Below are 23,549 nucleotides of genomic sequence, written 5' to 3' on the forward strand. Positions count from 1 at the left end.
ATCATAGCGGCTTTCGCCATGGCCCGCAGCCACGATGTTCGAGCGGTGGTGGGGCGCCGAACCGGCGTTTACAGCGAGGCCTGAAACGCGGCCGTGGCGCGGCTGGGCCGGCGGGCGCGATGCAGCAGCATTGTGAACTCGCGCGGGGGCAGCGGCCATTCCAGCGGGCGGATCAGCCCGACGCCGACGCGCGCGGCGGCGGCCAGCTCCGACACGGCGGTGACGAGTTGGCTGCCCTCGACCGCTTCCAGCGCCGCGCCGTTTGACGGCAGTTCCAGCAGGATCTGGAGATGCTCGATCGCCAGGCCGGATTCGACCAGCCCGGCCGTGACATGGTCGCGCGTGCCCGATCCCGGCTCGCGCATGACCCATTGCGCCGCTTCCAGGTCCACGCGCGTCAGCGGCCGGCCGGCCAGCGGGTGATCGTGGGCGGCATAAAGCCCGATCCGATCGTGGTCGACCACTTGCCGGGACAGGAGCGCCTCGTCCACCTCGCCCTCGACGAAGCCGATGTCCGCTTCGCCTTGCAGCACGCGCGCGGCACTTTGCGCGGTGTTGCCGACAAACAGGTGCAGCCTGACATGCGGCGCGGTCGCGGCGAAGCGCGCCATGCGGCGCGGCAGCCAGTATGTCGCCACCGTCTGGCTGGCGGCGATCCGCACTTCGCCGCGCATCAGGCCGCCCAGCTCATCGAGCACCCGGCAGGCTTCGTCCGCCCGGGCCAGCACGGTGCGCGCTTCGGGCAGGAACAGGCGTCCGGCCTCGGTCAGTTCCAGCCGCCGGCCGACCCGGTCGAACAGATGCGTGGCATGGCGCTGCTCCAGCGCGGCGATCGCCGCGCTGACCGCCGGCTGGGACAAGTGCAGCCGCTCGGCCGCGCGTGTCATGCTCAGCGTTTGGGCGACCATCGCGAAGATGCGCAGCTGTTCGAGCGTCATACCATAGATATTCCTTATTCTATCTCCAAAATCAATCGATTGGATTTCTGTGATGGAAAGCTGAAGTTGAAGCGATGAAAGCTCAGCTTGCCTCTCCGTCGTTGCTTCCCGACAGGCTGCTGCCGCGCTCGCTGGTTCCCGGTCTGGCGCTCAGCGGGGCTGTCGCGGCGGCGGCGCTTGTGCTGGAGCGGCTGGAGATCGCGCTGGTGGGCAAGCCCTGGCTGGAAGCGCTGGTCATCGCCATCCTGCTGGGGGCGATCATCCGCACGGTGCGGGCACCGTCGCGCGCCTTTGCCCCCGGCATCCATTGCGCGGCCAAGACCATGCTGGAACTGGCGGTGGCGATGATGGGCGCGACGATCAGCTTCGGCGCGATCGCGGCGGCCGGGTTGCCCCTGATTGCCTCGATCGTCGCCACCGTGATCGGGGCGATCATCGCCAGCTTCCTGATCGGGCGCATGGTCGGGTTGCCGGGCAAGATGGCGCTGCTGGTGGCCTGCGGCAACGCGATCTGCGGCAATTCGGCGATCGCGGCCGTCGCGCCGGTGATCGATGCCAAAAGCGATGACGTGGCGACCTCGATCGCCTTCACCGCCGTGCTCGGCATCGTCGTGGTCATCGCGCTTCCCTTCGTCGCCTATGCCTTGCACCTGACGCCGCTGGCGGGCGGCATCCTGGCGGGGCTGACGGTCTATGCCGTGCCGCAAGTCATCGCCGCGGCCGGCCCGCTGGGCGCCACGGCGGTGCAGGCGGGCACGCTGGTCAAGCTGGTGCGCGTGCTGATGCTGGGGCCGCTCGTCACTGGCCTGTCGCTGCTGCGCGCGCGGCACCGGGCCAGCGAGCAGCCCACGGCCGCGCATCATTCGATCCTGCGCTTGATGCCACCATTCATCCTGGCCTTCCTGGCGTTGGCGGCGGTCAATTCGCTCGGGCTGCTGCCCCGCATGGTGGCCGCGCCGGCGCATGTCCTGAGCGGGCTGTTGACAGTGCTGGCGATGGCGGGTCTTGGTCTGGGCGTTGATCTGCGCAGCGTTTCGGCCGCCGGGCCGCGCGTGGTGTTCGTCGTCACGGCTTCGCTGGCCATCCTGGGCGCGATGGCGCTGGCGACGCTGCGGATGATGGGCCTGGCCTGACGCCGCGTCCGCTCCATCGGCGGGCCGCGCGCGGCCGGGCCGGAAAACGGGGCGAAGACCGGCGGCACGGAAAGACGAGCGATACGGGGACCGAGACGACGATGGACTATCTGGACGAACGGGCCGCGCTGGCCGTCAGTCGCCGGCGGTTGCTGAAGGCCGCCGCGGTGGGCGCGGGCGCGCTGGCCACGCCGGTGCTGGCGCAGGCGCTGGCCGACTTGCGCTTGCCCGGCGGCCCTTCCCGGCGGCCACTGGCGTCGGGCTTTCCCGGCAAGGGGGAGATGATCGTGCAGCGGGTGCGCCCGCCCTTGCTGGAAACGCCGTTCAGCGTGTTCGATCGCGACGTGTTCACGCCGGCCGACCAGTTCTTCGTGCGCTGGCACTGGGCCGACATGCCCACCTCGATCGATGTCGAAAGCTTCCGCCTGACCGTGCGCGGCGCGGTGCGGCAGCCGATCTCGATCAGCCTGGCGCAGTTGCTGCACATGCCGCGTGTCGAGATCGCGGCGGTCAACCAATGCTCGGGCAATTCGCGCGGACTGTTCCAGCCGCGCGTGCCCGGCGCGCAATGGGCGCACGGCGCGATGGGCAATGCCCGCTGGCTTGGCGTCAGCCTGCGCCATGTCCTCGATCTGGCCGGGGTGCGGGGCGATGCGGTGGCGGTCCGTTTCGGCGGGCTCGATCAGCCGCTGGTCGCCGGAGCGCCGGATTTCGAGAAATCGCTGGTCATCGAACATGCCCGCGATGGCGAGGTGATGCTGGCCTTCGCCATGAACGGGGAGCAGTTGCCGATGCTGAACGGCTTTCCGCTGCGGCTGGTGGTGCCGGGCTGGTATTCGACTTATTGGGTCAAGATGCTGAACGATATCGAGGTGCTGGCCGCGCCTGACGACCGGTACTGGATGGAGAAAGCCTACAAGATCCCCACCACCCCCGGCGCGAACGTGGTGCCCGGCGCCAAGGGTTTTCCCACCGTGCCGATCGGCGCGATGGTGCCGCGCAGCTGGGTGACGAGCCTGGGCGAAGGCCAGGAAATCGCGTTCGAGCCGTCGATCCCGCTGGGCGGCATCGCGATGGGCGGTGATCATGGCGTGGCGCGCGTTGATGTCTCCAGCGATGGCGGGCACTCTTGGCGGCCGGCCACGCTGGGGCCCGATCACGGCAAGTACAGCTTCCGCCGCTGGGATGCGCGGGTGCCGCTGGCCCGGCCGGGGCGGATCCGGCTGATGGCGCGATGCACCAGCACCGCGGGCGTGACGCAGCCGATGGCGCCGGTGTGGAACCCCAGCGGCTTCATGCGCGCCAATGTCGAAGTCACCACCATCCTGGCGACGCGGTGATGGCGGGTCGGACGCAGGGCTTCGCGCCGCTCGCCGCCGGGCTGATCGGCATTGCCGCATTCGTGCTGATCGTGGTCGGGCCACCCGGATCGCGCAAGCCCGCGCCGCCCCCGCCCGTGTCCGCAGGCCCGCCGCCCAGCAGCGTCAGCGCCAACGGTTTCACGCTGACTTCGGCGACGATGGACTTGCCGGCGGACGATGCGACTTATCCCGACGGGCCGAATGCCGATCTGGTGAACGCCCGCTGCTCGGCCTGCCATTCGCCCAGCATGGTGCTGACGCAGCCAGCGTTCCCGGCCGAAAAGTGGCAGGAGATCGTGCTGAAGATGCGCGATGTCTATCACGCGCCGATCGCCGAGCAGGATATTGCGCCGATCACCCAGTATCTTGCGGCGCGGCCCGTGGCCGACTGATCGGAGCCGGCGGCGGGGCGCCGCCACCGGCTCCGTCGGCCGTCAGGCGTGGTGGAGCACGGGCGCGTCCGGTGTCACCGCGTACTTGGCCAGTGTCGTGATCTTGCCGCCCGGCTTTTCCACCTGGTCCATCACCTTGACCGAGGTGGTCCACTCTTTCGCGGTGATGTCGAACAGCTGGTAGCCGCGCCGGTCGGTATAAAGGGCGAAGTGCGGGTTGTTGCGCATCATGTGCTCCAGCCCGGCTTCGCCCTTGCCGTTGCCGTTCGAGGTGATCGAGGCGGCCTGGAATTCGACCGCGACCTTGCGGCCGTCCGGTCGATCGTCGCTTTCGGGCACCGAGCCGACGAGGTGGCGGTGATGGTCGCCCGTGGCGATGATCACGTTCGTCAGGTCGTGCTTGCGGATCGATTCGATCAGCCGCGCGCGCGCCGGGCGGTATCCGTCCCACAGGTCGGTGGCGAAGCGGGCTTCGGCCGCGTCGCTGGCGCGGAAGTCCACCGGCATGACGATGACCTGCTGGGCCAGCAGGTTCCATGTCGCCTGGTTGCCCAGCCCGGCGTCCAGCCACGCTTCCTGCGCCTTGCCCAGCATCTCGGGCGCGTTGTGCGCCTGCGTGGGACAAGGCGTGATCTTGCCGTCGTTGCACGGCTGGTCAGATCGGTAGGAACGCGTGTCGAGCACATGGGTGCGCAGCAGCCGGCCATAATCGAGGCGGCGATAGGCGGTCAGCCCGCCGGTCGTGGGGAACTGCGCCTTGCGCACCGGCATATGTTCGTACCACGCCTGCAGGCCCGCATAGCGGCGCAGGGCGAAGATCGCCGGGCTGGTGCCGTCCTGGTCGAAATCGCCGGCCCAGTTGTTGTCGATCTCGTGATCGTCGAACGAGGCGGCGAAAGCGCAAGCCGCATGGGCCGCCTGCAAGGCCGGATCGCTCTTGTACTGGGCGTAGCGCCGGCGGTAATCCTCGATGCTGTAGATCTCGTTGCCGATATGCTGGCGCACTGGCGTCCAGGTGGCGGCGGCCTGTCCCGGCGGGGTGCCGGCGCCTTCGTAGATATAGTCGCCATAGTGGAAGATCAGGTCGAGGTCGGGCTCGTCGGCCAGATGCGCCCAGGCGTCGTAGAAGCCCATCTCGTAATGCTGGCAGCCGGCCACGCCGATGCGCAGCCGCTGCGCCAGGGCATCGCGGGCCGGGGCGGTGCGGGCCATGCCGACCGGGCTGACGTCCGAGCCGGCGACGGCGAAGCGGTACCAGTAGGGGCGATGCGGCTGCAGCCCTTCGACCTCGACGTGCACCGAATGGGCCAGTTCGGGCAGGGCCATCGTTTCGCCCTTGCGGACGACACGCGCGAAGCCTTCATCCTCGGCCACTTCCCAGCGCACCGGCACATGCGCGGTGGGCATCCCGCCATGTTCCTCAAGCGGGCGCGGCGCCAGCCGGGTCCAGATCACGAAGCCATCGGGCCAGGGGTCGCCGGCCGCGACTCCCAGGGTGAACGGATTGGCGCCCAGCGCCTGCGCGAACAGCGGCGTGCGGGCAAAGCCCGCCAGCAAGGCGATGCCGCCGGCGGCCTTGATGAGATCGCGGCGATCCATGCGAATGATCGGTTTCATGTTCCTGCACCTGTCCATGCGTGGGAAATGGGAAAGGGAGCGCCGTGGCCGGCCCTGCGCGGAAAAGGCTGTGCCACCCGCGCATGACCGGCCAAAGGCAGGAGGGGGACGGCGTCAGTCCTGCGTTCCGGCCCGCAGGCCCGCTTGCCTGAGGAAGCCGATCAGCCCCTCGGGATCGTTGGTGAAGATGGCATCGACGCCGCGATCGGCATATGCGCGCCAGTCTTCCGGCTTGTCGGCCACGCCGGAAAACACCAGCACGCCGGCCGCGCGCAACCGGCGCACGCCGGCCGCATCGATCTCGTCATGGTCGAGCACGATGCACGTGGCATGGTGCTGGCGCAGCATGGCAAGGTAGTCGCGGGTCTGCTGCGGCACGCCCAGCAGGCACGTGCGGATGCGCGGGTTGATCGCGTGCAGCGCATCGATCGTGCGGAAGTCGAAGGATTGCAGGACAAGCCTGTCCTCCAGCCCATGTTCGCGCACGGCCGCGTCGATCAGCGTGGCGAACTTGACCGGGTCGATGTCCGCGCCCCTGGGAATCTTGGTTTCGGCGAAGAACCGCGCGTCGCTGCCCCGGAATGTGCGCAGCACTTCGTCCAGCGTGGGGATGCGCGCGCCCGGAACGGCAACATGGCGTGCTCCGGCATAGGCCGGCCGCGCGCCCGATCCGCAATCGAACTTCTGCGTCTGCGCGAAAGTCAGCGCGCGGATCGGGCCGGGGACCAAGCCCGATCCGGCATCGGGCGTGCAGAAGTCCGGGTTGATGTTCGCGTCGTGATGAATGACGACCCGGTCATCGGCGGTCATCTCCATGTCGAATTCCAGGTATTCGGCGTGGAGATCGGCGGCGTGGCGGAAGGCGGGCATGGTGTTTTCCGGGCGCACCATCGCGCCGCCGCGATGGGCGATGACCATGATCGGCGGAGCGGCCGGCGCGGCTTGGCCCGCGCCGGCATCGTCCCGGGCGAAGCCGTGGCCGGCGGCCAGCAGCGCGGCCGCCGCCGCCAGCCCCGCCGTCAGATGACGGCGGCAGGCGCGTGATTGCGTGATTTTCCTCATGACGCGGCCCTTCCTCAGAACTTGAAGTTGACGTTGCCGAAGAAGTAGCGGCCATAGACGTCATAGACGCCGCCACCGCCCTGGTAATACGTCCGCGGCCGGTAAGGCGGCTGGACATCGAACAGGTTGTTGATACCGATGCGAAGCGTGACGTTCTCGTTCATGTGCCAGCCCACGTTCAGGTCGTTGTAGATCCTGGCGGGCAGGTCGTTCTTCTCGTAAGCCTCGTCCGACACGTTGGTGTAGTTGACGGCGCTGCCCCAGAAGCGCGTGTTCAGCCCGATGTCCCAATCGCCGATGTCATAGCTGGCGAACAGGTTGGCCCGGATGCGCGGGTTCTGGTAGCCGCCGTCATAGATGATCCGGCTGGTGTCCACGCCCGGCAGGGTCGTGGTCTCGAACTTCAGCAGATAAGTCGCGCGCAAGGCCAGGTTGATGCGGCCCGCCCCAAGGTTCGAACGGTAGTTCGCGCCGATGTCGATGCCCTTGGCCTCGGATTCGGACACGTTCATGTAGCTGGTGTCGACGCCTTCGGCATAGCCTCTGGAATCGCGCTCGATCCGGTCGCAGAACTGGTTTTCGGTGGTGGGCAGGTCCACGCACAGGTTCAGGATGTCCTGCTGGGCGATCGCGGCGATCATGTTGTCCAGCGTGATGTTCCAGTAATCGACCGTCAGGTCGAAGCCGGGCAGGAAGCGCGGCTGCCAGACGAGGCCGGCGGTCAGGCTGTTCGAGGTTTCGGGCGTCACGTCCATGCTGCCGCCGGTGACGACATAGCCGGTGCCGATCTCGCTGGGCAGATAAGGCGTGGCGACGCCCAGCTGTTTCATCAGCGCCGCGCAGTTCGCCTCGCGCGTGGGGTTGGCGTTGTAGGTCGTCTGCAGGCAGGCATCGCGCACGCCGATTTCCTGGACCGCGCGCGAGGAATAGCGCTCGCCGAAGTTGGGCACGCGCACGCTGCGTGATCGCACGACCCGCAACGTCAATTGCGAGAACGGCATCCAGGTGCCGCCGGCCTTCCAGGTGTTGGTCGAGGCGAAATCGCTGTAGTCCGAATAGCGATAGGCGCCTTCCAGCGTCAGCCGGTGGACGAAGGGCAGATCGCGCAGCACCGGTACCACCAGCTCGCCATAGACTTCCGACACGTCGTTCGACGCGCGCAGCTCGGGCTCGTAAGGCGCCCAGGTGCCGAGGTGCGACAATTCCTTTTCCGGCGGCGCGGCGCCGTTGTCGTCCACGTTGTGGATCGCTTCGCGGCGATGCTCGAAGCCGACGACGGCCTGGATGTCGCCGGCGGGCAGCGAGAACGGGCTGCCGTTGATGCTGGCGCCATAGATCGTCTGGGTCTGCTCGCGGTGCTTGCGCCGTGTCGCCATCATCCAGCCGCGCTGCTCGGCGGTCAGCGGGTCTTCGCTGAAGATGTTGAACGGCACGCAGCCGATCGCCCGGGCCGCCTGATCGCGGCAGACGGGCTGGCCGGTGACGGGATCGGCGATGACATCGCGCGCGGCAATCAGCCGCGATGCGATCGGTACGTTGTCCGCGTGGATATCGTTGGTGCTGCGGCCATATTGCCAGAAGGCTTCCCATTCGAACCCGCCGGGCAACTGGCCATTGACGCCGGTGCTGACCGTCAGGCTCTGGCGGTCGCTATAGTCGGTCATCTGGCCGAAGTTCTCATAGCTGCGGCGGACCGGAGTGGATGTCAGGCCATTGCCGACCATGATCTGGCGAAAGGAATCGGGCAGGTAGGGATTGTCGAGATAGGCGGTGGCGCCGCCCGCGCCGTTCAGCCAGGTCAGGCGGTCATCGTCGCGATAGGGGCGGCGATAGGCATCGTATTTCGAGCGGCCGTAATCGACGCGGAAGTTGTAGCTGACCCAATCGGCCAGCTTGTAATCGAAGCGGCCGATGAAGGCATAGCTTTCGATCGGCGCGATCAGGAAGTCGCTCCAGTACTGGCTTTGCGGAAAGCCGCCGTCACCGCCATCGCGCGAGGTGCCGCAACCCGAGATGCAGCCATTGGCGTATTGCCCCAGATAGGCCGAGCCATCGGGCGCCAGCAGATAGGTCTTGCCGCCGACATAGATGTTGGCGTTGGGCTGCAGGTACATGTTCGTCATGTGATACCGGATCGTCCGGTCGGGGATGCCGTCCTTGGGGCCGGTGCTGGCGGGATTGGTCTGGTAGCTGACCAGAGTATCCTTGGAGAAACGCTGGTAGAAGTAGATCGGATCGTTCTTCATCCAGGTGCCGCCGATCGTGATCGAGCCGCGATCGTCCGCAAACTTCGTGCCGGCGACGAGCGAGACTTGCGACTTGCTGCCGCCGCCATGCTGGGTGGTGCCGGTCGTCGCGGAGATGTCCAGCCCTTCGAAATTGGTGCGGGTGATGATGTTGGCCGCGCCCGTCACCGCGTCCGCGCCATAGATCGCGGCGGCGCCGCCGGTGACGATCTCGATGCGTTCGATCATGCCGGACGGGATCATGTTGATATCGACGGCGGACGACGAAGCCGCGCCGGACACCCGGCGCCGGCCGTCGACCAGCGTCAGCGAACGGCTGACGCCCATGTTGCGCAGCTCGATCGTGGCCATGCCGCCGTCATACTGGCCTTCGGGCGCGCTGTTGTAGGGGCCGTTGCCGGGCCCCACGGCCACGTCGCGCAGGATGGTTTCGTAAGCGGAGGTGTTGCCCGCCTTCATCGCGCTTTCCATGCTGACGATGCCGATCGGCATGGCCGATTCCAGTTCGGGCCGGGCAATGCGCGATCCGGTGACGGTGATGGTTTCGGCAACGTTCTCCTCCTCGGGCGCCGCGTTCGCGCCGAGAATGGCCACTTGCCCGTCGAAGGAGCGCACGGTCAGCCCGGTTCCCGCCAGCAGCCGGTCCAGCGCTTCGCGCACGTCCTGGTTGCCCTGGACCGCGTTGGTCGTGCGTCCCTGGCCATCGCGCCCCGCGAGAGTGACCTGGATCCCGGCTTGCCGCGCGAATTCGCGCACCCCGCTCGATGCGGCCTGCGCGGGAATCGCGAAGTTGCGCATTTGCGCTTGCGCCACGGCGGGAAGGCAGGTGGCCACCGCGACGGCCATCACGGAAGCAGACAGTCGCGAGAAGGAAGAATGCATTCGGATTACCCCTGTGTTCGATGTCTTCGAACATATTGACGGGGCAAATCCACTTTCGGATCAAAGCAAAAAAATTAATGTTCAGCGGCAATTCTATTTCATTTTTATTACAATAGTGCCGTTTTCGCGGGAGATATGGCCACCCGATATTGCGGCGGCGGCCTGGGCGAACTGTTCGGGATTATTGGCCCGGTACAAGCCGATGATCCTGATGTTGCCGATCTCCGGGTCGGCAATGATGATCTTGGTGCTGTTGACCCGGTTGAAGCGGACGACGGCCGATCGGATCGGCACGTTGTCGAGCGAGATCTGCGCCAGTTCGGGCGGTGGCAAGCGCGGCGCGGTGGAGGCCGTGGGTTCGGGCCCGCCCCGGTTCGGCCCCGGATCGAGCGTCACCGTGCCGCCCGCGTGCAGCAGGACCGCCTGGTCGCGCTCGTCATGCGGCCAGACCAGCACGCTGCCTTCGCGCACTTTCACCATGCCGCCGGTCAGGCCCACGCGCCGGACCGAATAGACCGTGCCGGTCGCCTGCGCATAGACGTCGCCCGATTGCACGACGAAGGGCCGGGCCTTGTCCTTGGCGACCTTGAAGGTGGCTTCGCCGCGCAGCAGCTTGATCCGGCGGATATTGTCCGACAGCACGACCTGGATCTGCGCGTCTTCGCGCAGCGTGGCGACAGAGCCGTCCTTGAGCTGCACCACCTGCTCGGCGGCGGCCAGTTCGCTCTGCCGGAAGGGGGCCAGCACCGGCACGCCCATCGCCACCAGCGCCGCTACCGACACGGTCAGCGCGGCGCCGGTGGCAACGGCCCTTGCGCTCCAGCGGAACAGGCCCCCGCGCAAGGGGGCCGGCTCGACTGCCTCCTGCCCATGGCCGTTGTCGTTGTCCGAAGCGGGCGCCGGGGACGCGGGCCTTGGCGAAGCCGGCGGCGAATGCGCCTCGATCACGGCCTCTTCCGTCGCGCGCAGCCACGCGCGCGCGCGCGCGAAGGCCCCGCGATGGCGCCTGTCCGCCGCCAGCCAAGCTTCCAGTTCGGCGCGGTTCGCGGGCGTCATCTCCCCATGCGCCGCTTCCACCGCCCACCTGGCAGCCTGATCGTTGATGCTGTTAGCGGGGCCGGTGCGTGCCAATCACTTCCACCTTCTTGTCATTCGCCTCTCGTTCGTCGTCGTCACCATCCATGCGCGCGTCCTGCTCCGCCATTGTCTGCATGATCTTGCGCAGGCCGCGCACCAGGTAATTCTTCACGTCGTTCTCGCTCACTCCCAGGCGTTCGGCGGTTTCCTTGCGCGAAAGGCCTTCAATGCGTCGCAGTTCGATCACCTTGCGGTAGGTATCGGACAGTCTGGCCAGCAGCCCGTCCACCCGTTCGAGCTCCTGGCACGCCTCCAGCGCCCGATCGGCGGAGGGTTTACCATCTATGACGTTCGACCATTCGATTTGGGTCATCGAAGTGAAATTAATAATGCCGGCACGGCGCATCATGTCGGTCGCCACGGCGTTGACCGTCCGGTGGAAATAGCCGGCGGGATTGTCGATGTGATCGACCGAGGCCAGGCTGGCGATGCGGCAATAGGCCTCCTGGATCACATCCTCGATGTCGATCACATGGTGCCAGCGGCGCGACAGCCAGTTGCGGATGCGCCCTTCGTGCGGGACGATCTCCCTGGCGATCCAGGCGGCGATTATGTCGCTCTCATCGTCCATTCGACGCAGCCGTTCAGGTTCCCGGGGGTGGCCGCCCGCCGAATCGCGGGCGGATGAGGTGGCGCCGCCAAAGACAATCCTCGTGACAGGCTCATGACGGTCAGCCGTCAGGGGGAGCTTCCTCCGGCCCGATTTCGGCTCCCGTTCAGCCTTGCCCCGGCCCGGTGGACAAAAGAGACAAGCGCAAACGGAAAGGCCCCCGCTTCCCGAGGAAGCGAGGGCCTGAATTTCCCGGGTTGGGGGAAGCGAAGCTCAGGCTTGCGCTTCGCCTTCCGCTTCCTCGTCGTCGGCGGCGATCGTGCCGGGCTCGGCATTGGGATCGAACGCTTCGACGAAGCCGGCGGTATCCTGTTCGAACATTGCGGCCATGACGTCGACACCCTGCGACTGCAGGTCCGCCTCGTCGGGCGAGCGGGCGACGTTGACCTTGACGTTCACCGAGACTTCCGGGTGCAGGTTCACGCGCACGTCGAACACGCCGATCGTCTTGATCGGGCGTTCCAGCACGATCATGTGCTTGGCGACGCCCGCGCCGTCGGCATTGAGCGCATCGACGATGTCGCGCACCGAAACCGAGCCGTAAAGCTGGCCCGAGTTCGACGAGGCGCGGATCAGGACGACCTGCTTGCCATCGACGTTCTGCGAGTGCTTTTCGGCATCGCTGCGGCGTTCGGCGTTGTCGGCCTCGATCCGGGAGCGGTTGGCCTCGAAGACCTTCTTGTTGGTTTCGTTGGCGCGTAGCGCCTTCTTGTTCGGCAGCAGATAGTTGCGCGCGTAGCCGTCCTTGACGGAAACGACGTCGCCGATGGCGCCGAGCTTCTCGATGCGTTCGAGGAGGATGATGTCCATGGGGCTAGCCTCCCTTACTTGACGATGTAGGGCAGCAGGCCGATGTGCCGGGCGCGCTTGATCGCCTGGCTCAGCTCACGCTGCTTCTTGGCCGAAACGGCCGTGATGCGGCTGGGAACGATCTTGCCGCGCTCGGACATGAAGCCCTGCAGCAGACGCACGTCCTTGTAATCGATCTGCGGCGCGTTCTTGCCCGAAAACGGGCAGGACTTGCGGCGGCGGAAGAATGCACGGGCCATGGATCAGTTCCCCTCACGTTCGCGGCGACGGCTGCGGTCGCGGTCGGTCTTGCGCATCATCACCGAGGGGCCGGCCTCGTGCTCGTCGACGCGGATCGTCATCCAGCGGATCACGTCCTCGTTGATCGAGGTCTGGCGCTCCAGCTCGGCGACGGTGTCGCCCGAAGCCTCGATGTTGAGCATCACGAAATGCGCCTTGCGGTTGCGCTTGATCTTGTAGGCGAGATTCTTGAGGCCCCAGGTCTCGGTCTTCAGGACCTTGCCTTCATGGGTCTCGACGATCTCGGTCGCGGTGGCGGCCAGAGCGTCAACCTGGCTCTGGCTCAGATCCTGGCGCGCCAGGAACACGTGCTCATAAAGCGGCACGGCAGCTTCCTTTTCTCTATCCAACCGATCGCTGGCTGATCCGCACCATTGCGGGGCCCCTCCGGCTTTCTTTCCTTTTTTACGCACGCCGTGGCGCACGCGAAGGGGCGCCCATAACGGATTGCGCGCGAAACGCAAGGGCGCACCGGCAGCGGGAGGCCGCGCGTCGGGCTTTGACAGCGGCGCCTTCAGGGCGCACTGCGCCGCGACAAGCGTGCGCCGCTTTCCCGCGATACCCGCAAAGTCGCGACGGGAACAGGGCCAGGGCGCGGTTGATCGAACGGTTCGGGGGGCAAGGCGCCGCCGGGTCTTTCCGCCATGTCCCCGGCACGGGGGCGATATCTGCGCCGCGAGTCCCTATGCAATTTCGTGATTTCGATATCGACGGCTTCCTGCGCGATTACTGGCAGAAGAAGCCCCTGCTGATCCGCGATCCCTGGCAGGCATGGGCCAACCCCATCGCGCCCGACGAGCTTGCCGGACTGGCTTGCGAGCCCGATGTCGAATCCCGCCTGATCGGCCAGATGAGCGATAACCCGCGCGGGCCGTGGACCGTGGAGCATGGCCCGCTGGCCGAAGCGCGGCTGGGCGCGATCGACCACAAGCCCTGGACGCTGCTGGTCCAGGCGGTCGACCATTTCATGCCCGATGTCGCCGCGCTGGTGACGCCGTTCCGCTTCATTCCGAACTGGCGGATCGACGATGTGATGGTGAGCTATGCCACCGACGGGGGCGGCGTCGGGCCGCATTTCGACCAGTACGACGTATTCCTGATCCAGGGGCAGGGGCGGCGGCGCTGGCAAGTGGGCGCGGTGTGCGATGCGGCCACCGAATTGCTGCCGCATGGCGACTTGCGCCTGCTGGCCCGGTTCGAGGCGATCGAGGAATGGGTGCTCGAACCGGGCGACATACTTTATGTGCCGCCGCGCGTGGCGCATAACGGGATCGCGGTGGGCAAGGATTGCATGACCTATTCGATCGGTTTTCGCGCGCCTTCGCGCGGCGAACTCGTCTCGCACTGGGGCGACCATCTGCTCGAGGGGCTGGACGATGATGACCGCTATGGCGACGCGGACTTGCGCGCGCAGCCCAATCCGGGTGAGATCCGCGCGCCCGCGCTCGACCGGCTCCACGCCATGGTCGCCGAGCGATTGCTCGATCGCGAGGGGTTCGCGCTGTGGTTCGGGCAATATACCACCGCGCCCAAGTATCCCGAGGCCGACTGGCGACCGGAAACGCCGGTGCGGGCCGATGACTTGCGGCACCTGCTCGCGGACGGAATGGCGCTGTGCCGCAATCCGGCCAGCCGCTTCGCTTTCATCAGGACGCCCGGCGCGCGCACGCCGGACGATGGCCTGGCCCTGTTCGTCGATGGGGAACGCTTTGCCTGTGCCGGGCGCGAGATGGCGCTGGCCGAATGCCTTTGCGGGCAGGATCGCATCGCCATCGCGCCCGACCTGCTCGGTTCGGAGGCGGCGATGGCCTTGCTCGTGGCGCTGTACAACCAGGGCAGCCTGGAGCTTGACCAGGGCGAGGAATGAGGGGCGATGGCGCGGCTGATCCTGTTCAACAAGCCTTATGGCGTGCTGTCGCAATTCACCGATCGCGGCACCGAGACCAGCCGGCCGACGCTTTCGGCCTTCATCGACCTGCCCGGCGTCTATCCCGCGGGCCGGCTCGATCGCGATAGCGAGGGCCTGCTGCTGCTGACCGGCGACGGCAGGCTGCAGGCGCGGATCGCCGACCCGAAATTCAAGCTGCCGAAGACGTATCTGGTGCAAGTGGAAGGCGATCCCGATCCGGCCAGCCTGGAACGGCTGCGGCGGGGCGTGACGCTGAACGACGGCCCCACGCTTCCCGCGCAAGTCGAGCGCATCGCCGCGCCCGAGCTGTGGCCGCGCGATCCGCCCGTGCGGTTTCGCAAGAGCGTGCCCGATTGCTGGCTGGAGCTGACCATCCGCGAAGGGCGCAACCGGCAGGTCCGGCGGATGACCGCCGCCGTCGGCCACCCGACGTTGCGGCTCGTGCGCTGGCGCATCGGAGAGTGGTCGCTGGAGGGAATCGCGCCGGGGCAATGGCGCGAGGCGGGATAAGCGGACAGGCGGGCCGGGCGGCGGCCGGCTTGGAGTCTGTCTGGAAATGCGCCCCCCGAAAGGCACATGACCAGACCCGCTCTCAGCTCATCGCCAGCACCAGGTTGCGCACTTGCGGATAGACTTGCCGTTCCCAGCGCGAGCCGGAGAAGATGCCGTAGTGGCCCACGCCCGGCTGCAAGTGGTGGCGCTTGAGGTGCGGGCGCAGGCTGGAGCACAGGAAATGCGCCGCCGCCGTCTGGCCGACCGCGCAGATATCGTCCCGCTCGCCCTCGACCGTGAGCAGCGCGGTATGGCGGATCGCCCCGCAATCGACCTTGCGGCCCCGGTGCATCAGTTCGCCCTGGGCCAGCAGCGCGCGCTGGAACACCTTGTCGATCGTGTCGATGTAGAATTCGGCGGTCAGGTCGAGCACGGCGAGGTATTCCTCGTAGAAATCCTCGATCTTCGCGGCTTCCTCTTCCTCCAGATCGGCCAGGTGCTGGTAGAGCTGGCGAAACTGGCCGAAATGACGGCCCAGGTTCATCGACATGAAGGCGCTGAGCTGGACGAAGCCGGGGTAGACCTGCCGCCCGGCGCCGGCATATCGCAGCGGCACATGGTGGATCAGGTTGTCCTCGAACCAGGCCAGCGGCTTTTCGGTCGCCAGCGTGTTGACCACGGTGGGCGATTCGCGCGTGTCGATCGGCCCGCCCAGCAACGACATGCTGCGCGGCTGGCAGGGATCGTGATCCTGCGCCATCACGGCCACGGCCGCCAGCACCGGCACGCAGGGCTGGCACACCGCAAGCACATGCGCGCCCGGCCCCAGTTCCCGCAGGAAGCGGATCACGTAATCGGTGTAATCCTCCAGATCGAAACGCCCGGCGGACAGCGGCACGTCGCGGGCATTGCGCCAGTCGGTGATATAGACGTCATGATCATGCAGCAGGGTTTCGACCGTGTTGCGCAGCAATGTCGCGAAGTGGCCCGAAAGCGGCGCGACGACGAGAACGCGCGGCTGCGGCGTGGCGACATCGTCCTTGGCGAAGTGCAGCAGATCGCCGAAGGGCAAGCGCAGCGCCGCCTCCTCGCGCACTTTGACCATGCGGTTGCCCGACAGCACTTCGTCGATGGCGAAGTCCGGGCGATGATGCGTGATCGCTGCGGCCTCGAACACTTCGCACAGCGCGAACAGGCGGCGGGCCAGCGGCCGGTCGGTCGCGCCGGCCAGCGCGGCATCGCGCCAGCGTGTCGCCGTGCGCGCGGCGAAGCGCGCCGGTGCCAGCATGTCGCAATACGCCTGATAGGCCTGGTACAACATTCGCCTGTTCCCCCGCGCGCCTGTTTTCCGCCTGATCGCTGCGCTGATTCGGCACGCGCTCGCTATCGCCTATGGATTAATGCTGCGCTGCATCATATGTCGGGCGAAGTCAAACAGCCGCCGGAGCAGCGATCATGGCAAAACCCCCGGCCCCAAAGGCCACCGGCGAAAAGGCTGCGCCGGAAAAGGCCACGCTGACCATTTCCAGCAAGACCTATTCGGCATGGTCGCTGCGCGCCTGGCTGATGTGCCGCATGGCCGGCCTCGATGTCGAGGAGCGCACGGTGCCCAACGACGCGGCGAACCGGGCCGAGCTGCTGCTGCTCTCCCCTTCGGTGCTGGTGCCGCGCCTCACCCACAAAGGCGCGAGCGTGTGGGACACGCTGGCGATCGCGGAATACCTCAACGAGCAGTTTCCCGATGCCGGCCTGCTGCCCGCCGATCCGATCGCGCGCGCGCATTGCCGCTCGATCTCCGGCGAGATCCATTCGGGCTTCACCAACTTGCGTTCCGCGCTGCCGATGAACCTCAAGGTGACGCACGAGAAGTTCCCGGTGTTCTCCGGCGCCCGGCCCGATATCGAACGGATCGAGACGATCTGGAAGGAATGCCTGCAGCGCTATGGCGGGCCGTTCCTGTTCGGCGCGCGGCCGACCATCGCGGACGCCATGTACGCGCCGGTGACGCGCCGCTTCATCAGCTATGCCGTCGCGCTGTCGCCTGAAAGCGCGGCCTATTGCCGGACTATCGCGGCCTGGCCGCCGATGGCCGAATGGGTCGAGGCCGCGCTGGCCGAGCCGGAGGAAATGGAAGAACTCGACGTCGAGTTCTGAGCATTGGCTCGAAGCCGCGCCTGTCGGCGCGTGGCCACCGACCCGCACAAGCTGCTTGCATGGCTCCCGCGCTTGCGCATCCTGTCGCCGGGACAGGATGCGCAAGGGAGATTCGCTAGGCATGGGACGACTGGCGGGAAAACGCGCGCTGATGACGGGCGCGGGCGGATTGCTCGGTTCGGACTTGTGCCGCGCCTTCGCGGCCGAGGGCGCCGATCTGGTGATGACCACGCGCACCGCCGCCAAGCTGGAACCGCTGGCCGATGCAGTGCGCGCGATGGGCCGGCGTGCCGCTTGCGTCGCGGCGGACTTCACCCGCGCCGACGAGGTCGATCGGCTGGCCGAGGCGGCCTGGCAGGCTTTCGGCGGGATCGACGTGGTGCTGCTGTCCAGCCAGCCGCCGCAGCCGCGCCTGGGCGACCTGCTGACCACCGCCGACGAGGATTGGCAGGCGCAGTTCCAGACCATCGTCTGGGGCCCATTGCGGTTGATGCGCGCGCTGGCCCCGCGCATGATGGCGGCGGGCGGCGGCAGCGTGGTGACGGTGATCTCGTCCACCGGGATCGATCCCATGCCCGGCTATGACGCTTATGGCATGGCCAAGGGCGCGCTTTGGCTGATGACACGCTATATGGCGGTGGAATGGGGCAGGGGCGGGATTCGCGCCAATGCCTTCAGCCCCGGCCTTGTCGCCACGGCGGGCAATCTGGCCGAACATACCGAAGTGGTGCGCAAGACTGGCGTACTCGATCGCACCGCGCTGGGCCGCGTGGGCACCAATGCCGAATGCCTGGGCGCAGCGATCCATCTCGCTTCCGACGAATCGAGCTTCACTTCGGGCCAGAAGATCTTTGTTGACGGCGGACGATACTGAACAGCCGCCGCAAACGTCCGGTGCACGTCTGGCCGGGCGCCGCTTTGCGGCGGGCTGGCGGGAACGATCGCCCGCCGGCCCGCCGGAAAGGAGCAGGACCGGAGTCTTTCGCGTCAGCCGCGCAGCAGCGACATGACGTTCTGCACGCTTTGGTTGGCCTGCGCGATCATCGCGGTGGAGGCCTGGCTCAGGATCTGGGCCTTGGCCATGTTGGTCGTTTCCACCGAATAGTCGGTATCCTCGATCCGCGAGCGCGAATCGGAAAGATTGGCGACATTGCTGGTGAGGTTGTTGATCGCCGATTCGAGCCGGTTCTGGCCGGCGCCGAGCGAGGCGCGCGCCGCGTTGACGTCGCTCAGCGCGGTGTCGACATTGTCGATCGTGGTCCCGGCGAGTGCTGCCGTGGTCACGTCGAGCGCGGTCGCGTCGACCGCGGTGCCGTCGATCGAGGTCGAGGTCAGCGTGATCGTGTCGCTGGAATTCGCGCCGGTCTGGATGTCGAAAGTGACGTCCGTGCCCGAAGTGGTCGAAAACAGCGTGATGCCGTTGAACTTGGTGTTGGCCAGCACATCGCCGACCTGCTCGGTCAGCGCGGTGACTTCAGCCTGCATGTAGGTGCGGTCCGACGTCTGGTACGTGCCCGACGAGGACTGGACGGCCAGTTCGCGTACGCGCTGCAGCATGTTCGCCACTTCCGACAGCGCGCCTTCGGCGGTCTGCGCCAGCGAGATGCCGTCGTTGGCATTGCGGATGCCCTGGCTCATGCCGCGCACTTGCGTGGTCATCGTGGTGGTGATGGCCAGGCCGGCGGCGTCGTCCTTGGCACTGTTGATACGCTTGCCGGTAGAAAGGCGCTCCATCGCGGTGCCCAGCATCTTGTCGGCGGCGATCGAAGCATTCGTCGCGCGTATCGCACTCATGTTCGTGTTGATAACAGCCATGTCGTTTCCCCAGTTAAGATGAACGACGCACCTACCCTGGGCGCACCGATCAGCCAGAAGAACGGCAGGTCGCAAACGTGATTAAGCCCTATGGTTAAAATCGCTAAAGGTAGTTCCCCGAGAGGGTCTTTGGGTCGGTTCAGACGGCGCGCTTCGCGCATCGGCTCTTGAACCGATCGGCGATCGCCCGCATGGCTGCGCGATCGCCTGATCGGCGTTTTCAACCCACCGCTCTCGCAAACAAGGATCACAACGGCCCATGCCCTCCGGTCTCGTTGCCCTGCTGGACGATATCTCCGTCATCGCCCGCGCCGCCGCCGCCTCGATCGACGACGTCGGCGTCGGCGTCGCCAAGGCGGGCACCAAGGCGGCGGGCGTCGTGATCGACGATGCCGCGGTCACGCCGTCCTATGTCACCAGCTTCACGCCCGAGCGCGAATTGCCGATCATCTGGAAGATCGCCAAGGGATCGGCGCGCAACAAGCTGGTGTTCCTGCTGCCGCTGATCCTGCTGCTGGGCGCGTTCCTGCCTTTCGCCATCAACCTGCTGCTGATCGTCGGCGGGCTGTACCTGTCGTTCGAAGGGGCCGAAAAGGTCATCGAGAAGCTGGGCGGGGCCAAGCATGGCGAAACGCTGGAGGATCCGATCGCCGATCCGGTCGCTTTCGAGCAGGCGCGCGTTTCGGGCGCGATCCGCACCGATTTCATTCTTTCGGCCGAAATCATGGTGATCGCCGCGACCATCGAGGAAGTTTCCGGGCAAGGGCTGATCGCGCGCGCGGCCATTCTCGCGCTTGTCGGGATCGCGATCACCATCGCCGTCTATGGTGCGGTCGCGTTGATCGTGAAGATGGACGATGTCGGGCTGCATCTCGCGCGCAAGGCCGGCGCGGCGACGCAGGCGGTCGGGCGGTTCCTGCTGCTGGCGATGCCGGTGGTGCTGGCCGTGCTGGCCTCGGTGGGGACGGTGGCGATGCTCTGGGTCGGCGGCGGCATCCTGCTGCATGGGCTGGAGGAACTGGGCGTCGCGGGCCCCGCGCACGTGGCCCACGCCATCGAGCACGGCGTGGCGCACGCGACGGGGCCGCTGGGGGGAATCATGGGCTGGCTGGCCTATGCGCTGGCCTCGGCGATCGTCGGCCTGGCGATCGGCGCGGTGATCGCGGTTGCCATCCACATCGTGACGGCTGCCCGGGCGCGGTATTGAGGGTTTTTGGAATGCGCCAATTGGCGCATCTCCAGACAAACCCTCAACCCAGCCGGGCGAGCAATCCGCTGGCGAAGGTCGTCAGGGTATCGTCGCGCGCGCCCATCACCACGATGCGGTCGCCCGCCCGCGCGATCGCCGCGATCCGCGCGCCGCAATCCTCGCGCCGGGCGATATATTCCGCGTTTCCGCCCGCCTTCGCGATCAGCCCGACAATGCGCTCGCTGCCTTCGGAGCGGTCGACCGTGCCGCCGAAATAGACCGGATCGCACAGGATCGTCACGTCGTCCGGGTCCAGCTTGCGGGCGAAGACTTCGGCCAGTTCGGCGCCCATCTGGCGCAGCGGGCCATAGCCGTGCGGCTGGAAGAAGGCGATCACCCGGCCGGGATGCGCCTTCAGCGTGGCCAATGTGGCCGAGACCTTGTCCGGGTTGTGCCCGAAATCGTCGATCACGGTGATGCCCGAAGGGCTGGTGCCGATGATGTCGAAGCGGCGCGCCAGCCCCGCGAACGAGCCCAGCGCGGCCACCGCCTCGCCCACCGGCACGCCGGCGGCACTGGCGGCGGCGATCGCGGCCAGCGCGTTGTACAGGTTGTGCCGGCCGGGCTGGCGCAAGGCCAGGCGATGCGCGGTGCCGTCGCGGCGATCGCATATCGTGGCGGAAATCGCGGTCGGCGCTTCGGCCACGCTGCCGGGGACCACGCCGATCATCGCCGCCTCGCTCATGATGCCGAAGCTGACCAGCGCGCGCGCCCGGCTCGCCAGCGCGGCGGCCTCGGCATCGTCCAGGTTGACCGCCGCGATGTGCGCGTGTGACAGAAAATCGCCAAACAGCGCGCGCAGTTCCTCCAGGCTCTTGTGATCGAGGCTGACATTGCCCAGCACCGCCACCCGGGGACGATAGAGCGCGATCGAGCCATCGCTTTCATCGACTTCGGAAACGAACAGGCCGCCCTTGCCGATGCGCGCGCTGGCGAAAGGCGCATCGGGCCGCGCGAAGTTCTTCATCACCGCGCCGTTCATGATCGTGGGATCGCGGCCGGTCTGCGTCATGATCCAGCCGGTCATGCCGGTGACGGTGGACTTGCCGCTGGTGCCGCCGATGGCCACGCCCACCGGCGCCGCGTTGAACAGCGTGGCCAGCAGTTCGGCACGGCTCATCCGCCCGCAGCCCAGTTCGCGCGCGCGCACCACTTCGGGCACGGTGTCTTCCACCGCCGCCGAAGCGACCAGGATCTGCTTGGACGAGGTGATGCCGCTGCCGTCCTGCGGAAACAGGGCGAAGCCTTCGCGCTCCAGCCAGGCGAACTTTTCCGGGCTGCGCCCATCGTCGCGGCTGCGGTCGGAACCGGCGATCCGGGCACCATGGCCCTTGAGGATCAGCGCGAGCGGCAACATGCCCGATCCGCCGATGCCGCAGAAGAACCAGGGATGATCGGTGAGCGTGGCGGGCGTGGTCATGTCGCATCGGGTATTCCGCCCGGCGCCGGAACACAACATCGTCCTGCCGGGCCGCGCCGGATTGACGGATGGGGCGGGCGTTTGGTCCGCGGTGGCTCAATCCGTACGGGCCGCGCCCGCTTCCCCGGCGGGGGATTAGACTCTAAGCCATGCGCATGATGACAAGAGACCGGGCATGACTCGCATCGCCGTCTGCGCGCCTTCCACGCCGATCACGCGCGAGGATGCCGATCGCGTTCTGGCCCTTGCCGCGGCGGAATTTCCGGGGATCGAGCTGCACATCCATCCGCAGTGCTTCGCCACCCAGGGGCACTTCGCCGGCAGTGACGAGGTGCGCCTCGCCGCGCTGCTGGAATGCGCCAACGATCCCGCGTTCGACGCGGTGTGGTTCGCGCGCGGCGGCTATGGCGCGTGCCGCATCGCCGAAGAGGCGGTGGCGCGGTTCTCGGCGGCGGCGATGAGCAAGACCTGGCTGGGCTATTCGGACGCCGGCTACCTGCTGGGGGCGCTCTATCGTGAACGGATCGGCCATCCGGTGCACGCGCCAATGCTTGCCTGCGTGCGCCGCGAAGGGGGGGAGGCGGCAGTGCGCCGCACCCTGGGCTTCCTGGCGGGAGAGCGTTCGGGGCTGGAGCCTTCGCGGGGCCGGCAGCCGGCCGTCGCCTTCAACCTGATGACGCTGGCCATGCTGTGCGGCACGCGGATGATGCCGGGGCTGGCCGGCCATGTCGTGATGGTCGAGGAAGTGTCAGAGCATCTCTATGCGATCGACCGGCTGTTCTTCCACGTCACCGCGCACCTTGGCGGCATTGCCGGGTTGCGGCTCGGCCGGGTCAGCGATGTCCCCGAAAATGACCGCCCGTTCGGTGCGGATGCCGAGGAGATCGCGCGGTTCTGGTGCGCCCGCCATGCCATCGCCTATCTCGGCCCCGCCGACATCGGGCATGACGGTGCGAACAGGATTGTCCCTTTCGGGCTTGCGGAGCGGGCCGAAGCGCAATAGTCCGCCGCGCCACATTCGATGTGACGCGTGACGTTTTTGTGGCGTCGCTGCCGGCGCTCCCGCCGGCGACGGGAGTGGACGAAAAATGCGTGCTTTTGTGTTTCCGGGGCAAGGCAGCCAGAAAGTCGGCATGGGCGCCGACCTTGCCGATGCAAGCGCGACCGCGCGCGAGGTTTTCGAGGAAGTGGACGACGTGCTCGGCCAGAAGCTCTCGCGCATCATGCGCGAAGGGCCCGAGGATGCGCTGACGCTCACCGAGAATGCCCAGCCCGCGATCATGGCCAATGCCATCGCCACCTTGCGCGTGCTGGAACGCGAGGGCGGTGTGGCGATCGCGGAGAAATGCGATTTCGTCGCGGGACACAGCCTGGGCGAATATACCGCGCTGTGCGCGGTGGGCGCGTTCAGCCTGGCCGATACCGCGCGCCTGCTCAAGCTGCGCGGACAGTCGATGCAGGCCGCCGTGCCGGTGGGCGAGGGCGCGATGGCCGCGCTGCTCGGCGCCGATATCGACAAGGCGCAGGCGCTGGCCGAAGCTGCGGCGCAAGGCGAGGTATGCAGCGTCGCCAATGACAACGATCCCTCGCAAGTCGTGCTTTCGGGGCACAAGGGCGCGATCGAGCGGGCGATCGCGCTGGTCAAGGAATTCGGCATCAAACGCGGCATGATGCTGCCGGTCTCGGCCCCGTTCCATTGCGCGCTCATGGCTCCGGCCGCCGATGCCATGGCCGAAGCGCTGGAGCGGATCGCGCCGGGCGCGCCGCGCCTGCCGCTTTTCGCCAATGTCACGGCCGCGATGGTCTCCGATCCGGCCGAAGTGCGCCGCCTGCTGGTCGAACAGGTCACGGGCCGCGTCCGCTGGCGCGAAAGCGCCATCGCCATGCACGCGGCCGGTGTGGAGCACTTCGTCGAGATCGGCGGCAAGGTGGTCGGCCCGATGATCAAGCGCAGCGTGGGCGAAGTGGCGATCGCTTCCGTCGTCGGCATGGACGATATCGAGGCGCTGGCGAAAAGCCTGTAGGAAGATCGCGCGAAACCCA

General features: G+C 67.1%; 22 protein-coding genes. 10 read left to right on the forward strand and 12 right to left on the reverse strand.

The genetic code is table 11. From position 1 onward, the window contains the following. Positions 1-68: 68 nt before the first annotated feature. Complete coding sequence (locus PYV00_RS05710; protein WP_275227310.1) at positions 69-938, reverse strand: LysR substrate-binding domain-containing protein; 870 nt, start codon at positions 936-938, stop codon at positions 69-71. 74 nt (positions 939-1,012) lie between these two features. Here PYV00_RS05710 and PYV00_RS05715 point away from each other — a divergent pair, with 74 nt between their 5' ends. The 3 genes from PYV00_RS05715 (at position 1,013) to PYV00_RS05725 (ending at position 3,824) form a co-directional block, all read left to right on the forward strand. Then, positions 1,013-2,071, forward strand: a complete 1,059-nt coding sequence (locus PYV00_RS05715) for a YeiH family protein (protein ID WP_275227311.1) — start codon at positions 1,013-1,015, stop codon at positions 2,069-2,071. 101 nt (positions 2,072-2,172) lie between these two features. Then, positions 2,173-3,411 carry a molybdopterin-dependent oxidoreductase gene (locus tag PYV00_RS05720; RefSeq protein WP_275227312.1) on the forward strand — a complete coding sequence of 413 codons (1,239 nt, stop codon included), beginning with the start codon at positions 2,173-2,175 and terminating at the stop codon, positions 3,409-3,411. Then, positions 3,411-3,824: a hypothetical protein gene (locus PYV00_RS05725; protein WP_275227313.1), complete on the forward strand. Its 414-nt coding sequence runs from the start codon at positions 3,411-3,413 to the stop codon at positions 3,822-3,824. The genes PYV00_RS05720 and PYV00_RS05725 overlap by 1 nt, the downstream gene beginning before the upstream one ends. Before the next feature lie 42 nt (positions 3,825-3,866). Here the strand turns inward: PYV00_RS05725 and PYV00_RS05730 are convergent, their stop codons facing one another. The 8 genes from PYV00_RS05730 to rpsF form a co-directional block, all read right to left on the reverse strand. After that, on the reverse strand, positions 3,867-5,441 hold the full coding sequence (locus PYV00_RS05730) for an alkaline phosphatase D family protein (RefSeq protein ID WP_275227314.1): 1,575 nt from the start codon (positions 5,439-5,441) through the stop codon (positions 3,867-3,869). 114 nt (positions 5,442-5,555) lie between these two features. Next, positions 5,556-6,503 (reverse strand): glycerophosphodiester phosphodiesterase, encoded by a 948-nt coding sequence (locus PYV00_RS05735; RefSeq protein ID WP_275227315.1) that lies wholly within the window; start codon positions 6,501-6,503, stop codon positions 5,556-5,558. 14 nt (positions 6,504-6,517) lie between these two features. Next, entirely contained in the window at positions 6,518-9,595 is a 3,078-nt protein-coding gene (locus tag PYV00_RS05740) for a TonB-dependent receptor domain-containing protein (RefSeq protein ID WP_275227316.1), read from the reverse strand. Positions 9,596-9,724: 129 nt separating this feature from the next. Continuing rightward, positions 9,725-10,762: a FecR family protein gene (locus PYV00_RS05745; protein ID WP_275227317.1), complete on the reverse strand. Its 1,038-nt coding sequence runs from the start codon at positions 10,760-10,762 to the stop codon at positions 9,725-9,727. Continuing rightward, a complete protein-coding gene (locus PYV00_RS05750) occupies positions 10,740-11,339 on the reverse strand; it encodes an RNA polymerase sigma factor (RefSeq protein WP_275227318.1) in 600 nt (199 codons plus the stop codon). Before PYV00_RS05750 ends, PYV00_RS05745 begins: the two co-directional genes overlap by 23 nt. A gap of 252 nt (positions 11,340-11,591) precedes the next feature. Then, on the reverse strand, positions 11,592-12,188 hold the full coding sequence (gene rplI / locus PYV00_RS05755) for a 50S ribosomal protein L9 (RefSeq protein WP_275227319.1): 597 nt from the start codon (positions 12,186-12,188) through the stop codon (positions 11,592-11,594). Positions 12,189-12,202: 14 nt separating this feature from the next. After that, on the reverse strand, positions 12,203-12,427 hold the full coding sequence (gene rpsR / locus PYV00_RS05760) for a 30S ribosomal protein S18 (protein WP_275227320.1): 225 nt from the start codon (positions 12,425-12,427) through the stop codon (positions 12,203-12,205). 3 nt (positions 12,428-12,430) lie between these two features. Then, positions 12,431-12,793, reverse strand: a complete 363-nt coding sequence (gene rpsF / locus PYV00_RS05765) for a 30S ribosomal protein S6 (RefSeq protein WP_275227321.1) — start codon at positions 12,791-12,793, stop codon at positions 12,431-12,433. 359 nt (positions 12,794-13,152) lie between these two features. Here rpsF and PYV00_RS05770 point away from each other — a divergent pair, with 359 nt between their 5' ends. Continuing rightward, positions 13,153-14,334: a cupin domain-containing protein gene (locus PYV00_RS05770; RefSeq protein WP_275227322.1), complete on the forward strand. Its 1,182-nt coding sequence runs from the start codon at positions 13,153-13,155 to the stop codon at positions 14,332-14,334. 6 nt (positions 14,335-14,340) lie between these two features. Further along, entirely contained in the window at positions 14,341-14,886 is a 546-nt protein-coding gene (locus PYV00_RS05775) for a pseudouridine synthase (protein WP_275227323.1), read from the forward strand. Positions 14,887-14,968: 82 nt separating this feature from the next. Here the strand turns inward: PYV00_RS05775 and PYV00_RS05780 are convergent, their stop codons facing one another. Further along, entirely contained in the window at positions 14,969-16,189 is a 1,221-nt protein-coding gene (locus PYV00_RS05780) for a polyhydroxyalkanoate depolymerase (RefSeq protein ID WP_275227324.1), read from the reverse strand. Positions 16,190-16,323: 134 nt separating this feature from the next. Here PYV00_RS05780 and PYV00_RS05785 point away from each other — a divergent pair, with 134 nt between their 5' ends. Together PYV00_RS05785 and PYV00_RS05790 are read left to right on the forward strand one after the other, a co-directional pair. Continuing rightward, positions 16,324-17,022, forward strand: coding sequence for a glutathione S-transferase (locus PYV00_RS05785; protein ID WP_275227325.1), 699 nt, complete (start codon positions 16,324-16,326; stop codon positions 17,020-17,022). Positions 17,023-17,143: 121 nt separating this feature from the next. After that, a complete protein-coding gene (locus PYV00_RS05790) occupies positions 17,144-17,896 on the forward strand; it encodes an SDR family NAD(P)-dependent oxidoreductase (protein WP_275227326.1) in 753 nt (250 codons plus the stop codon). Between the two features lie 113 nt (positions 17,897-18,009). On the opposite strand, the gene PYV00_RS05795 is transcribed toward PYV00_RS05790, so the two are convergent. Then, entirely contained in the window at positions 18,010-18,837 is an 828-nt protein-coding gene (locus PYV00_RS05795; RefSeq protein WP_275227327.1) for a flagellin, read from the reverse strand. 259 nt (positions 18,838-19,096) lie between these two features. On the opposite strand from PYV00_RS05795, the gene PYV00_RS05800 reads away from it, so the two are divergent. Then, positions 19,097-20,044 carry a DUF808 domain-containing protein gene (locus PYV00_RS05800; protein WP_275227328.1) on the forward strand — a complete coding sequence of 316 codons (948 nt, stop codon included), beginning with the start codon at positions 19,097-19,099 and terminating at the stop codon, positions 20,042-20,044. Between the two features lie 43 nt (positions 20,045-20,087). On the opposite strand, the gene PYV00_RS05805 is transcribed toward PYV00_RS05800, so the two are convergent. After that, a complete protein-coding gene (locus tag PYV00_RS05805; protein WP_275227329.1) occupies positions 20,088-21,506 on the reverse strand; it encodes a glutamate ligase domain-containing protein in 1,419 nt (472 codons plus the stop codon). Positions 21,507-21,681: 175 nt separating this feature from the next. Between PYV00_RS05805 and PYV00_RS05810 the strand changes: the two genes are divergently transcribed. After that, positions 21,682-22,509: an LD-carboxypeptidase gene (locus tag PYV00_RS05810; RefSeq protein ID WP_275227330.1), complete on the forward strand. Its 828-nt coding sequence runs from the start codon at positions 21,682-21,684 to the stop codon at positions 22,507-22,509. Between the two features lie 85 nt (positions 22,510-22,594). Next, entirely contained in the window at positions 22,595-23,530 is a 936-nt protein-coding gene (gene fabD, locus PYV00_RS05815; RefSeq protein WP_275227331.1) for an ACP S-malonyltransferase, read from the forward strand. Positions 23,531-23,549: the final 19 nt, after the last annotated feature.

It is taken from the genome of Novosphingobium album (ex Liu et al. 2023) (assembly GCF_029076845.1).
GTDB lineage: Bacteria > Pseudomonadota > Alphaproteobacteria > Sphingomonadales > Sphingomonadaceae > Novosphingobium.

Excerpts from the sequence above, each read along its gene's own strand:
- PYV00_RS05710 (WP_275227310.1), bottom strand. The coding sequence starts at position 938 with ATGACGCTCGAACAGCTGCGCATCTTCGCGATGGTCGCCCAAACGCTG.
- PYV00_RS05715 (WP_275227311.1), top strand. The coding sequence starts at position 1,013 with ATGAAAGCTCAGCTTGCCTCTCCGTCGTTGCTTCCCGACAGGCTGCTG.
- PYV00_RS05720 (WP_275227312.1), top strand. The coding sequence starts at position 2,173 with ATGGACTATCTGGACGAACGGGCCGCGCTGGCCGTCAGTCGCCGGCGG.
- PYV00_RS05725 (WP_275227313.1), top strand. The coding sequence starts at position 3,411 with ATGGCGGGTCGGACGCAGGGCTTCGCGCCGCTCGCCGCCGGGCTGATC.
- PYV00_RS05730 (WP_275227314.1), bottom strand. The coding sequence starts at position 5,441 with ATGAAACCGATCATTCGCATGGATCGCCGCGATCTCATCAAGGCCGCC.
- PYV00_RS05735 (WP_275227315.1), bottom strand. The coding sequence starts at position 6,503 with ATGAGGAAAATCACGCAATCACGCGCCTGCCGCCGTCATCTGACGGCG.
- PYV00_RS05740 (WP_275227316.1), bottom strand. The coding sequence starts at position 9,595 with ATGGCCGTCGCGGTGGCCACCTGCCTTCCCGCCGTGGCGCAAGCGCAA.
- PYV00_RS05750 (WP_275227318.1), bottom strand. The coding sequence starts at position 11,339 with ATGGACGATGAGAGCGACATAATCGCCGCCTGGATCGCCAGGGAGATC.
- rplI (WP_275227319.1), bottom strand. The coding sequence starts at position 12,188 with ATGGACATCATCCTCCTCGAACGCATCGAGAAGCTCGGCGCCATCGGC.
- rpsR (WP_275227320.1), bottom strand. The coding sequence starts at position 12,427 with ATGGCCCGTGCATTCTTCCGCCGCCGCAAGTCCTGCCCGTTTTCGGGC.
- PYV00_RS05770 (WP_275227322.1), top strand. The coding sequence starts at position 13,153 with ATGCAATTTCGTGATTTCGATATCGACGGCTTCCTGCGCGATTACTGG.
- PYV00_RS05775 (WP_275227323.1), top strand. The coding sequence starts at position 14,341 with ATGGCGCGGCTGATCCTGTTCAACAAGCCTTATGGCGTGCTGTCGCAA.
- PYV00_RS05780 (WP_275227324.1), bottom strand. The coding sequence starts at position 16,189 with ATGTTGTACCAGGCCTATCAGGCGTATTGCGACATGCTGGCACCGGCG.
- PYV00_RS05785 (WP_275227325.1), top strand. The coding sequence starts at position 16,324 with ATGGCAAAACCCCCGGCCCCAAAGGCCACCGGCGAAAAGGCTGCGCCG.
- PYV00_RS05790 (WP_275227326.1), top strand. The coding sequence starts at position 17,144 with ATGGGACGACTGGCGGGAAAACGCGCGCTGATGACGGGCGCGGGCGGA.
- PYV00_RS05795 (WP_275227327.1), bottom strand. The coding sequence starts at position 18,837 with ATGGCTGTTATCAACACGAACATGAGTGCGATACGCGCGACGAATGCT.
- PYV00_RS05800 (WP_275227328.1), top strand. The coding sequence starts at position 19,097 with ATGCCCTCCGGTCTCGTTGCCCTGCTGGACGATATCTCCGTCATCGCC.
- PYV00_RS05805 (WP_275227329.1), bottom strand. The coding sequence starts at position 21,506 with ATGACCACGCCCGCCACGCTCACCGATCATCCCTGGTTCTTCTGCGGC.
- PYV00_RS05810 (WP_275227330.1), top strand. The coding sequence starts at position 21,682 with ATGACTCGCATCGCCGTCTGCGCGCCTTCCACGCCGATCACGCGCGAG.
- fabD (WP_275227331.1), top strand. The coding sequence starts at position 22,595 with ATGCGTGCTTTTGTGTTTCCGGGGCAAGGCAGCCAGAAAGTCGGCATG.